The 9,833-nt window shown below is 69.6% G+C and carries 14 protein-coding genes; 11 read left to right on the forward strand and 3 right to left on the reverse strand.

Going from position 1 to position 9,833, the window contains the following annotated elements; genetic code table 11:
- Positions 1-29 precede the first annotated feature (29 nt).
- Complete coding sequence (locus H8R17_RS26115; RefSeq protein ID WP_187825652.1) at positions 30-809, reverse strand: response regulator transcription factor; 780 nt, start codon at positions 807-809, stop codon at positions 30-32.
- 164 nt (positions 810-973) lie between these two features.
- On the opposite strand from H8R17_RS26115, the gene H8R17_RS26120 reads away from it, so the two are divergent.
- Genes H8R17_RS26120 through H8R17_RS26130 form a run of 3 tightly spaced genes read left to right on the forward strand, consistent with a single transcriptional unit; the run spans position 974 to position 3,243 of the window.
- Positions 974-1,825 (forward strand): alpha/beta hydrolase, encoded by an 852-nt coding sequence (locus H8R17_RS26120; RefSeq protein ID WP_187825653.1) that lies wholly within the window; start codon positions 974-976, stop codon positions 1,823-1,825.
- 38 nt (positions 1,826-1,863) lie between these two features.
- Positions 1,864-2,118, forward strand: a complete 255-nt coding sequence (locus H8R17_RS26125; RefSeq protein WP_187825654.1) for a MoaD/ThiS family protein — start codon at positions 1,864-1,866, stop codon at positions 2,116-2,118.
- A 3-nt stretch (positions 2,119-2,121) separates the two neighbouring features.
- Positions 2,122-3,243 (forward strand): hypothetical protein, encoded by a 1,122-nt coding sequence (locus H8R17_RS26130; protein WP_187825655.1) that lies wholly within the window; start codon positions 2,122-2,124, stop codon positions 3,241-3,243.
- A gap of 85 nt (positions 3,244-3,328) precedes the next feature.
- Here H8R17_RS26130 and H8R17_RS26135 read toward each other — a convergent pair whose 3' ends face one another.
- Entirely contained in the window at positions 3,329-3,709 is a 381-nt protein-coding gene (locus tag H8R17_RS26135; RefSeq protein ID WP_187825656.1) for a helix-turn-helix domain-containing protein, read from the reverse strand.
- A 97-nt stretch (positions 3,710-3,806) separates the two neighbouring features.
- Here H8R17_RS26135 and H8R17_RS26140 point away from each other — a divergent pair, with 97 nt between their 5' ends.
- The 5 genes from H8R17_RS26140 (at position 3,807) to H8R17_RS26160 (ending at position 7,050) form a co-directional block, all read left to right on the forward strand.
- Positions 3,807-4,208 carry a RidA family protein gene (locus H8R17_RS26140; protein WP_187825657.1) on the forward strand — a complete coding sequence of 134 codons (402 nt, stop codon included), beginning with the start codon at positions 3,807-3,809 and terminating at the stop codon, positions 4,206-4,208.
- Positions 4,209-4,333: 125 nt separating this feature from the next.
- Positions 4,334-5,074, forward strand: coding sequence for a DUF2993 domain-containing protein (locus H8R17_RS26145; RefSeq protein ID WP_187825658.1), 741 nt, complete (start codon positions 4,334-4,336; stop codon positions 5,072-5,074).
- Positions 5,075-5,518: 444 nt separating this feature from the next.
- Positions 5,519-6,364, forward strand: a complete 846-nt coding sequence (locus tag H8R17_RS26150) for a sulfurtransferase (RefSeq protein ID WP_187825659.1) — start codon at positions 5,519-5,521, stop codon at positions 6,362-6,364.
- Between the two features lie 41 nt (positions 6,365-6,405).
- Complete coding sequence (locus H8R17_RS26155; protein ID WP_187825660.1) at positions 6,406-6,693, forward strand: DUF1416 domain-containing protein; 288 nt, start codon at positions 6,406-6,408, stop codon at positions 6,691-6,693.
- Between the two features lie 96 nt (positions 6,694-6,789).
- The gene (locus tag H8R17_RS26160; RefSeq protein ID WP_187825661.1) at positions 6,790-7,050 is read left to right on the forward strand and encodes a DUF3099 domain-containing protein; all 261 of its coding nucleotides are present in this window, start codon (positions 6,790-6,792) and stop codon (positions 7,048-7,050) included.
- A gap of 62 nt (positions 7,051-7,112) precedes the next feature.
- On the opposite strand, the gene H8R17_RS26165 is transcribed toward H8R17_RS26160, so the two are convergent.
- The gene (locus tag H8R17_RS26165; protein WP_187825662.1) at positions 7,113-7,475 is read right to left on the reverse strand and encodes a DsrE family protein; all 363 of its coding nucleotides are present in this window, start codon (positions 7,473-7,475) and stop codon (positions 7,113-7,115) included.
- A gap of 218 nt (positions 7,476-7,693) precedes the next feature.
- Between H8R17_RS26165 and H8R17_RS26170 the strand changes: the two genes are divergently transcribed.
- From H8R17_RS26170 to H8R17_RS26180, 3 genes are read left to right on the forward strand one after another with little or no spacing between them, the layout of a single operon-like run.
- Positions 7,694-8,269: an FABP family protein gene (locus H8R17_RS26170; protein WP_187825663.1), complete on the forward strand. Its 576-nt coding sequence runs from the start codon at positions 7,694-7,696 to the stop codon at positions 8,267-8,269.
- A 16-nt stretch (positions 8,270-8,285) separates the two neighbouring features.
- Complete coding sequence (locus H8R17_RS26175) at positions 8,286-8,723, forward strand: transcriptional repressor (RefSeq protein WP_187825664.1); 438 nt, start codon at positions 8,286-8,288, stop codon at positions 8,721-8,723.
- Between the two features lie 10 nt (positions 8,724-8,733).
- Positions 8,734-9,699 carry a folate-binding protein YgfZ gene (locus tag H8R17_RS26180; protein WP_187825665.1) on the forward strand — a complete coding sequence of 322 codons (966 nt, stop codon included), beginning with the start codon at positions 8,734-8,736 and terminating at the stop codon, positions 9,697-9,699.
- The last annotated feature ends 134 nt before the right edge of the window (positions 9,700-9,833 follow it).

Genomic DNA, 9,833 nt, shown 5'->3' on the forward strand with positions numbered 1-9,833 from the left:
TGTCCCGCCGCGCCCCTGCGGGGCTCCGCTCACGCCTCGGCACGCACCTCGGTGCCCGCCGGGGCGCTGGTCTCGTCCGCATCCTCCGCCTTTGCCCGCTCGGCCTTGGCCTTGGCCTCCTCGGCGGCGCGGTCCACCTTCTCCGGCGTAACGAATCGATAACCGACGTTCCGGACGGTGCCGATCAGCGACTCGTGCTCGGGGCCGAGCTTCGCGCGCAGACGACGTACGTGCACGTCGACGGTGCGGGTGCCGCCGAAGTAGTCGTAGCCCCAGACCTCCTGGAGCAGCTGTGCGCGCGTGAAGACGCGGCCGGGGTGCTGGGCGAGGTACTTCAGAAGCTCGAACTCCTTGAAGGTGAGGTCCAGGACCCGGCCCTTGAGCTTGGCGCTGTACGTCGCCTCGTCCACCGACAGGTCGCCGTTGCGGATCTCCATCGGGGAGTCGTCGTTGACGATCTGCTGCCGGCCCATGGCGAGCCGCAGCCGCGCCTCGACCTCCGCGGGGCCCGCGGTGTCGAGGAGCACGTCGTCGATGCCCCAGTCGGCGGTGACGGCGGCGAGGCCGCCCTCGGTCACGACCAGGACGAGCGGGCAGCCGGGGCCCGTGGAGCGCAGTAGCTGGCACAGGCTGCGCACCTGCGGCAGGTCGCGCCGGCCGTCGACGAGGATGACGTCGGCGCCGGGGGTGTCGACGAGGGCGGGTCCCTCCGCCGGAGCCACGCGCACGTTGTGCAGCAGCAGGCCGAGCGCGGGGAGCACCTCCGTCGACGGCTGGAGGGCGTTGGTCAGGAGCAGCAGAGAACTCATACGTCTGGTTCCTCCTCGGTCCCTGCGAGGACGTTTGCGGTCTGCTCTGCGATCCCGGGGCCCCGTACACCTGCGGTTTCCCGCCTCGTATACAACGCTTCCGAAAGCACAAAAGGACCCGGGGGCTACGCTGCCCGAGTCCTCTGCCCAGCAGAATAGCCGACATGAGCAGCGGTCCGGCAGGTCATGTGGCGCGATCCACCGTTCGTCCGCATCCCGAGACGATCACATACACACCTTTGCGGACGTTCCTGCACACGGCTGACGGCGTGCGCATCGATTCCGTATACGACCCCGGGGCGGTCGTATACGACGGCTCTGCGCCACCTTCCGGCCATGTGGCGTTCGTGATCGCACACGGCTTCACGGGCGACGTGGACCGGCCGCACGTGCGGCGGGTGGTGACGTCCTTCCGGCGTCACGGGGCCGTTGTCACCTTCTCGTTTAGGGGCCACGGGGCATCCGGCGGGCGCTCGACCGTCGGGGACCGGGAGGTGCTGGACCTGAGGGCGGCGGTGGCGTGGGCGAGCGAGCTGGGGCACGCGCGCGTGGTGACGGTCGGGTTCTCCATGGGTGGGTCGGTGGTGCTGCGGCACGCGGCGCTGTACGGGCGGGAGCACGAGGGGCGCACGGATGCAGTGGTCTGCGTCAGTGCGCCGGCCCGGTGGTACTACCGGGGTACGGCGCCCATGCGGCGGCTGCACTGGCTGGTGACGCGGCCCGCGGGGCGCCTGGTGGGCCGCTACGGATTCCGCACGCGGATCCATCACCGGGAGTGGGATCCGGTGCCGCTTTCGCCGGTGGAGGCGGTGCCGAGGATCGCGCCGACGCCGCTGCTGATCGTGCACGGCGAGCTGGACGGCTACTTTCCCGTGGACCACCCCCGCATGCTCGCCGAGGCCGCCGGTGACCACGGCGAACTGTGGCTGGAGCCCGGCATGGGCCATGCCGAGCACGCGGCCGACGACGCGTTGCTGCGGCGGATCGGGGACTGGGCTGTCGGTTCGGCGGGCTAGCCTGAACGGTGTTCACCGCCGATCGACAGAGGAACCAGATGGCAAAGGTCACGGTGCGCTACTGGGCCGCCGCGAAGGCAGCGGCCGGGATCGCCGAGGAGCCGTTCGACGCGGCCACGCTCGCCGAGGCGCTCGACGCCGTGCGGGAGCGACACCCCGGCGAACTCGTGCGTGTCATGCGGCGATGCTCGTTCCTCGTCGACGGTGACCCCGCGGGCACCCGCGGACATGAGACGGTACGGCTGGCCGACGGCGGCACGGTCGAGGTGCTCCCGCCGTTCGCAGGAGGGTGAGCGATGACCGACCAGCCGTATCAAGGGTCGCCGTACGAGGGGTACGACCCGTACCAGCAGCAGGGGCAGGCGCAGGCGTGGCCCGCGCGGCAGCAGCCGTACGTCCATGAGGACGCGCAGCAGTACACGCAGCAGTGGCAGGGGCAGACCTGGGAGACGCAGCCGCGGCCGCCGGTGTCCGCGGCGGAGACGGCGTATCCGCCGCAGCAAGAGCAAGGGCCCGTGCAGGGACAGGGGTTCGGGGGCCCTCCGGCGGCTTACGGTGCGGCTCCGGTGGGGGCCGGTGCTTCCGCGGGCGTACGTCGGGAGCCGGCCGTGGGGAGCCCTCCGGGCGAACCGGCGTACGGCCCGGCCACCGTCGGCGGGAACCAGCGCGTCACCGACGCGCAGCGGGCCCGGGCCGAGGGGCGCTCGCCGATCATCGAGCCGGGGATGCAGCCGGCGGCGCTGACGGCACTGCTCGGGCTGCTGCTCGCGGGCGCGGCGGCGGTCGGTACGTATGCGTTGCTGGTGCCGTTGGTGGTGCTTCAGGGCGTGACGGCGGCGGGCTGGTTCCGGCTGAACGGGATGTGGCCGGCGCGGCAGGGCATCGCGCTGGGGTTCGCGGGGGCGGTGGTCGCGGACGTGGCGCTGCTGGCGTCCGACCGGTCGCCGGCGGCGATTCTGGGGACGCTCGGGGTGTGGGTGCTGTTGGCGCTGGTGTTCCAGCTGCGGTCGCATGCCGATCCGGACGAGCGCATGTACGGGCTGATGGCGACGGTTGCGGCGGCGGCGCTGGCGATTGTCGCGGCGGGGTATCTGGCGGCATCGGCGGATGCGGTGACGGTGGGCGGGGTGGCGGTGGCGGTGGCGGTTCTGGCGCGGGCGGTGCCGTTGCCTACGGCGTTGTCGCTGGTGGTGTCGTTGCTTGCGGGAGCGGGTGCCGGTTACGCGGCCGGTGCTGTGACCGGTGTGGATGCCCAGGGTGCCCTGCTGGGGGCGGGTGCGGCGCTGTGCGCGCTGATCGGTCACCGGGCCGCCAGTTACGACTACCCGTCCCGTTTCGTGCACTTCACGGCCGGGGTGGCTCTGCCACTGGCTGCGGCGGCGCCGGCGGTGTATGTGCTGGGGCGGGCGCTGGGGTGAGCGCGCCGGGAGGGTGGGTGGTCCGGCGTTTTTGAGGTTGCCCGGTGTTGGGGCCGGCCGGGGTGGGTCTGGCTTGCCCCGCGCCTCAGGAATCGAAGCGGCGGCGGGCTTGTTCGATGTGGCCCAGGTACTGGTGGGTCCAGCCGCACATGCCGTCGACCGTGGCTCGGAGGGCCTGGCCCGGTTCGGTGAGGGTGTACTCCACGCGCGGGGGCACGGTGGGGTGCACGGTGCGTTCGACCAGGCCGTAGCGCTCCAGCATGCGCAGGTTCTGGGTGAGCATCTTGTGGCTGATGCCCTCGACCTCGTTCCGCAACTCGCTGAAGCGCAGGGTGCGTTCACCCAGTGCCTCGATGATCAGGAACGCCCACTTGTTGGCCACGTCCGAGAAGATCTCCCGCGCCAGAGAGTCCGCGCGCCTCAGGTCCGCCTCGTCGGCCGAGCCCGTGTACTGCTTGGTCACCATCAGGTTCCCCAGTCACCGAAAAGTGCGTTCTTCCAGGTCAGCATTCACTCTCCTATGGTTTCCGGGTAACTGCAAGAGACCGAGGAGTGTCCCCAGCATGACCACCATCGACGTCTTCCACCACCACGTACCGGCCGAGAGCGACTTCGGCTACTCGCAGGCGATCAGGTCCGGCGACCTGATTCACGTCTCCGGCCAGCTCTCGCTCGACGAGGCGGGCGACTTCCGGCACGCGGACGACTTCGCCGCTCAGCTCAAGCAGACCCACGCCAACGCCGACAAGGTCCTGAACCACTACGGCGTCACCCGCAACCAGATCGTCTCGCAGACGCTGTACGTGGTGGACCTGCGGCAGAACGCGAACGCGGTGACGGAGGGGAACCTGGCGTACTTCGGTGATCATCATCCGGTCAGCACCGTCGTCGGTGTCGCCGAACTGACCTTCCCCGGCCAGGTCATCGAGATCAGCTGCGTCGTAGACGCCAGGCTGCCCGCTTGAGCCCTGTCACAGGTGATCGACAACACGGCGGTCTCCCCCGCCGCAGGGTTACTCTCGCGCTGGACGGCCGCCCGGTCGTCGCGACCGTCGTCGCCGAGGACCGGCCAGGTGGGGGACTACACCGCATGCGTGCACTGCGAATACTGCTGATTCTTGTCGTGATCCTGGGCGGGCTCTTCGTGGCGGCCGACCGCCTCGCGCTCAACTTCGCCGAGGGCGAGGTCGCGGACCGACTGAAGACAACCGAGAACCTCGCCTCCACCCCGGACGTGTCCATCGAGGGCTTCCCTTTCCTCACCCAGGTCGTCGCCGGCGAACTGGACGACGTGCAGGTGGGCATCCAGGACTACGAGGCCCCCACCGGAGACGGCGCCCAGAAGATCCGCATCGACGCCCTGCGGGCCGACATGAAGGGCGTCGCGTTCTCCGGCGACTACAGGTCCGCCACCGCGGCGACCGCAACCGGTACCGCGACCGTCTCGTACGACGAACTGCTCAAGGCCGCCAAGTCGGAGCCCACCCAGGTCGCCCCGGGCGTCACCGCCAACGTCGTCGGCCTCTCCGACGGCGGCAACGGCAAGATCAAGGTCGACGTCGAGGCCACCGTCCTCGGCACCAAGCTGCCGGAGCCGGTCTCCGTGCTCAGCTCGGTGACGGTGGTCGACGGGAACACCGTGCGGGTGAAGGCCGACACCCTGCCCAGCTTCGGCGGCGTCGAACTGGCCGAGTCCCGGGTCCGGGCGATCACCGACTTTGAGCAGAAGATCGACGGACTGCCCGGCGGCATCCAGCTCGACAGGGTCGAGGCCGCGCAGAACGGCGTCGACATCACAGTGAAGGGTTCCGGCATCCGGCTGGCAGGGTAGGACCAGCAGCGGTGCCACGGACCGGGGGTGTCCGATGGGCGAGATGGCGGCGTCCGTAGCGTAGATGTGGTGTGGGCTGCATGCCACCGGGAGCCGTACGCGAGTCGCGCCGGGGACGTGTTCTTCCCATATTCCGGACAATCCCATCTCAGCATGCGACACACCGGTGACATGCCCACCCGACCGTCCCTACGATCGGCACCTATGCAGTGCTATTCGAGCGTCCTCCAGACGCGGGGACAGGCGGATCTCACGAAGCGGCGGGCAGTAGACCTGTGCCGTGTCGCCGCCATGCTCTGTCGCACCTTCTGAGCGGAAGCGCCGACTTCCGCATCCCCCGTTGTCCACCGCTGCCCTGCCCAAGGGCATCCGTGCGCGCCCTCGGCATGCGCGCGCACCCCTCACTCGCACGCCCCGCCGCAACTGCCCCGGAGGAGAAAGAGCATGAGCCGCAGCGACGTACTGGTCGACGCCGACTGGCTCCAGGAGCACCTGGACGACCCGAGCATCGCCATCGTCGAGGTGGACGAGGACACGTCCGCCTACGAGAAGAACCACATCAGGAACGCCATCCGGATCGACTGGACCAAGGACCTCCAGGACCCGGTTCGCCGTGACTTCGTCGACCAGGAGGGCTTCGAGAAGCTCCTGTCGGAGAAGGGCATCGCCAACGACCACACGGTGGTCCTCTACGGCGGCAACAACAACTGGTTCGCCTCGTACGCCTACTGGTACTTCAAGCTGTACGGCCACGAGAACGTCAAGCTCCTCGACGGCGGCCGCAAGAAGTGGGAGCTGGACGCCCGCGAGCTGGTCGACGGCACCGAGGTGCCGGAGCGCGCGAAGACCGAGTACAAGGCCAAGCCGCAGGACACCTCGATCCGTGCCTTCCGCGACGACGTCGTGGCCGCCATCGGTTCGCAGAACCTGGTCGACGTGCGCTCGCCCGACGAGTTCTCCGGCAAGCTGCTCGCCCCGGCCCACCTGCCGCAGGAGCAGTCCCAGCGCCCGGGCCACGTCCCGTCCGCCCGCAACATCCCGTGGTCCAAGAACGCCAACGACGACGGCACCTTCAAGTCGGACGACGAGCTCAAGGAGCTCTACGCCGAGGAGAGCGTCGACCTGGCCAAGGACACCATCGCCTACTGCCGCATCGGTGAGCGCTCCGCGCTGACCTGGTTCGTGCTGCACGAGCTGCTCGGCGTGGAGAACGTCAAGAACTACGACGGCTCCTGGACCGAGTACGGCTCCCTCGTCGGCGTGCCGATCGAGCTCGGCGCCAACAAGTAGTCCCCCGACCCGACCTCATCCGACCTCTTCAGGAGTACGACATGTGTGGAGCGAAGGCCGGCGGGCCGGACGCCTCGACGATCAAGCCCGGTGAGACCACCATCCAGGGCCAGGTGACCCGCGACGGCGAGCCGGTGCAGGGCTACGTGCGCCTGCTCGACTCGACCGGCGAGTTCACGGCCGAGGTGCCGACCTCGGCGACCGGACAGTTCCGCTTCTACGCGGCCGAGGGCACGTGGACCGTCCGCGCCCTCGTGCCCGGCGCCACCGCCGACCGCACGGTCGTCGCCCAGCAGGGCGGCCTGGCGGAGGTCGCGATCGCCGTCTGACGGCAGGGCCTCGAACAGGTCCTCGAAGGGCCGCATCCCTCGTGTTGGACACCTGGGATGCGGCCCTTTTGGCGTGCTCAGACCTACCCTGGGGGTATGTACGCACGGCGGCGTCGCATGTACTTCGCCATGATGGGGACGTGCCTCACGCTCTTCGTCCTGGCGTGGGGCGTCGTGCGCCTGTGGTCGATCCCGGTGGCCGTGGGCATGTGCGTGGTCGCCATGCTCATCCCGCCCGTCGCTGCCATGGTCGCCAACCGCCGGGGCCCCGAGGACCGCTGGTGGGACGACCCGTCCGGGGACCCGCAGTCCGACGAGTGGTGGGACGAGCTGGACGGCAAGAAGCGGCCGCGGTAGGGCCGAGGGTGGACTTGATTTCAGCCTGTCCGGTAGGGGCGGCGGGGGCGGAATCGGCCCGGTCAGTACACCAGCGCCTGCGTCTCGTCTCCCAGCGTCTCCTGCACGAACACCTGCGCACCCGCGATCCGTACGCCCTCGATGACGTCCTTCTCCGTGATGTCCCGGCGGGCCGCGCACTGCGTGCACAGGGTGACGCTGCCACCGGCCAGCACCGAGTCGAGCAGGTCGGGCAGCGGGGCGGCGTGCGGCAGCTCGAACTCGGCGGCGCGGCCCGGCAGGGCGAACCAGGAGGACTCCCCGGTCAGCCACAGGGAGACCTCGACGCCGCTCGCCACGGCCACCGCCGCCACCGTGAACGCCTGCGAGCAGCGCTCGGGGGCGTCGGCCCCCGCTGTCACCTTGATCACGAGCTTCTTCGCCATAGCCGGAATCGTAGTGCGCCAAAGGCCCGCGTAAGCTTGGGACCCGGCCCTGTGCACGCACCGCACCCCGCTCAATCGAGGAGCACCCCGTGGAACTCTTCTTCGAAATCCTGCTGGTCCTGGTCTGCGTCGGCGTCCTCGCCTTCGCCGGGCTGACCGTGAAGAAGCTGTACCAGGGCCAGCGCTGATCCCCCGCACAGACGTACAGATTGCCGCTCATGATTGAGATCCCGTCCGACCTCCACAAGGACCTCGTCCCGCTCGCCTTCCTCCTGGGTAACTGGGCGGGCGCCGGCGTGCACGACTTCCCCGGCGCCGAGAAGTGCAACTTCGGGCAGGAGGTCACCTTCACGCACGACGGCCGGGACTTCCTGGAGTACCACTCCCACACCTGGGTCCTCGACAAGGACGGCAACAAGGTCACGCCCCTGGAGTCCGAGCACGGCTTCTGGCGGATCGACGCCGGTCGCAAGGTCGAGGTGACGATGACCCGCGACGACGGCGTCATCGAGATCTGGTACGGCGAGATGGCCGACAAGAAGCCCCAGATCGACCTGGTCACCGACGCGGTCGCGCGCACGGCCGCCGCCCGCCCGTACACCGGCGGCAAGCGCCTGTACGGCTACGTCAAGAGCGACCTGATGTGGGTCGGCGAGAAGCAGACCCCCGAGGTAGAGCTGCGCCCCTACATGTCGGCCCACCTGAAGAAGGTCGTCACCCCGGAGGACGTCGAACGCTGGGCCAAGGCCCTCCCGGACGACATGCCGGACGACGGGATCGCCTTCTTCAAGTAGCTCTAGACTCGTTGCTGTGGTGAGCACCGACTGGAAGAGCGACCTCAGGCAGCGCGGCTACCGGCTGACGCCGCAGCGGCAACTCGTGCTCGAAGCCGTGGACACCCTGGAACACGCGACCCCCGACGACATCCTCGGCGAGGTGAGGAAGACGGCGTCGGGGGTCAACATTTCCACCGTCTACCGCACGCTGGAGCTTCTCGAGGAGCTCGGACTGGTCTCGCACGCCCACCTCGGGCACGGCGCCCCCACCTACCACCTGGCCGACCGGCACCACCACATCCACCTCGTCTGCCGCGACTGCACGAACGTGATCGAGGCCGACCTGAGCGTGGCCGCCGAGTTCACCGCCAAGCTGCGCGAGACCTTCGGCTTCGACACGGACATGAAGCACTTCGCGATCTTCGGTCAGTGCCAGGACTGTTCACTGAAGGCTTCAACTACCGAGTCGTAGGCTTAGGGATATGAAGAGCCCCCTGCTGACCCTGCCCGGCGCCGTCCCCGCCGAGGGCGTGGACGAAGGCGTCGCCGCGCACTACGGCGACCTGTTCCGTGAGCAGCGTGCCCTCGCCGACGGCACCGGTTTCGTGGACCTCTCCCATCGCGGCGTGGTCACCGTCTCCGGCAAGGACCGGCTGGCCTGGCTGCACCTGCTGCTCACCCAGCACGTCAGCGACCTCCCGGCGCGTCAGGCCACCGAGGCGCTGATTCTGTCCGCGCACGGCCACATCGAGCACGCGCTCTATCTCGTCGACGACGGCGCGACCGTGTGGGCCCATGTCGAGCCCGGCACGCAGGACGCGCTGATCGCGTACCTGGAGTCGATGAAGTTCTTCTACCAGGTCGAGGTGGCCGACCGGACGGCGGACTTCGCGCTCGTGCACCTGCCCGCCGGCTCGATCACCGAGGCGCCCGAGGGCGTCGCCGTACGCGAGACGCCGTACGGCCGCGATCTCTTCCTCCCGCGCGCCGAGCTGGAGTCGTACGCCGGAAAGGCCGGCCCGCCGGTCGGGATCCTCGCCTACGAGGCGCTGCGCGTGGAGAACCACCGCCCCCGCCTCGGCTTCGAGACCGACCACCGCACCATCCCGCACGAGCTGGGCTGGATCGGCAGCGCGGTGCACCTGCAGAAGGGCTGCTACCGGGGCCAGGAGACCGTCGCCCGTGTGCAGAACCTGGGCAAGCCCCCGCGCCGCCTGGTCTTCCTGCACCTCGACGGCAGCGAGGTGCACCTGCCGCCGCACGGCACGGAGATCCGTCTCGCCGACGACGGCCCCGACGGCCGCCGGATCGGCTTCGTCACGACGTCCGTACGGCACCACGAACTCGGCCCGGTCGCCCTGGCCCTGGTCAAGCGGAACGTGCCGGTGGACGCGCGCCTGGTGGCCGGGGACACGGCGGCGGCCCAGGAGCCGGTCGTAGAGCCCTGAACTCCGCGTTTCTAGTGCCCCGACAGGCAAACGTTGCCTGCCGGGGCACTAGGTCCTGTCTGGAGTTCGGATCACGAGTGTGGTGCGATGCTGCGGAGCCAGAGCATCGCACCACACAGGTGCAGTCCGGCCTC

It is taken from the genome of Streptomyces sp. TRM68367, assembly GCF_014495685.1.
Classification (GTDB): Bacteria; Actinomycetota; Actinomycetes; order Streptomycetales; family Streptomycetaceae; genus Streptomyces.

Coding starts and splice junctions, on each gene's coding strand:
- H8R17_RS26115 (WP_187825652.1), bottom strand. CDS start 809: ATGAGTTCTCTGCTGCTCCTGACCAACGCCCTCCAGCCGTCGACGGAG.
- H8R17_RS26120 (WP_187825653.1), top strand. CDS start 974: ATGAGCAGCGGTCCGGCAGGTCATGTGGCGCGATCCACCGTTCGTCCG.
- H8R17_RS26125 (WP_187825654.1), top strand. CDS start 1,864: ATGGCAAAGGTCACGGTGCGCTACTGGGCCGCCGCGAAGGCAGCGGCC.
- H8R17_RS26130 (WP_187825655.1), top strand. CDS start 2,122: ATGACCGACCAGCCGTATCAAGGGTCGCCGTACGAGGGGTACGACCCG.
- H8R17_RS26135 (WP_187825656.1), bottom strand. CDS start 3,709: ATGGTGACCAAGCAGTACACGGGCTCGGCCGACGAGGCGGACCTGAGG.
- H8R17_RS26140 (WP_187825657.1), top strand. CDS start 3,807: ATGACCACCATCGACGTCTTCCACCACCACGTACCGGCCGAGAGCGAC.
- H8R17_RS26145 (WP_187825658.1), top strand. CDS start 4,334: ATGCGTGCACTGCGAATACTGCTGATTCTTGTCGTGATCCTGGGCGGG.
- H8R17_RS26150 (WP_187825659.1), top strand. CDS start 5,519: ATGAGCCGCAGCGACGTACTGGTCGACGCCGACTGGCTCCAGGAGCAC.
- H8R17_RS26155 (WP_187825660.1), top strand. CDS start 6,406: ATGTGTGGAGCGAAGGCCGGCGGGCCGGACGCCTCGACGATCAAGCCC.
- H8R17_RS26160 (WP_187825661.1), top strand. CDS start 6,790: ATGTACGCACGGCGGCGTCGCATGTACTTCGCCATGATGGGGACGTGC.
- H8R17_RS26165 (WP_187825662.1), bottom strand. CDS start 7,475: ATGGCGAAGAAGCTCGTGATCAAGGTGACAGCGGGGGCCGACGCCCCC.
- H8R17_RS26170 (WP_187825663.1), top strand. CDS start 7,694: ATGATTGAGATCCCGTCCGACCTCCACAAGGACCTCGTCCCGCTCGCC.
- H8R17_RS26180 (WP_187825665.1), top strand. CDS start 8,734: ATGAAGAGCCCCCTGCTGACCCTGCCCGGCGCCGTCCCCGCCGAGGGC.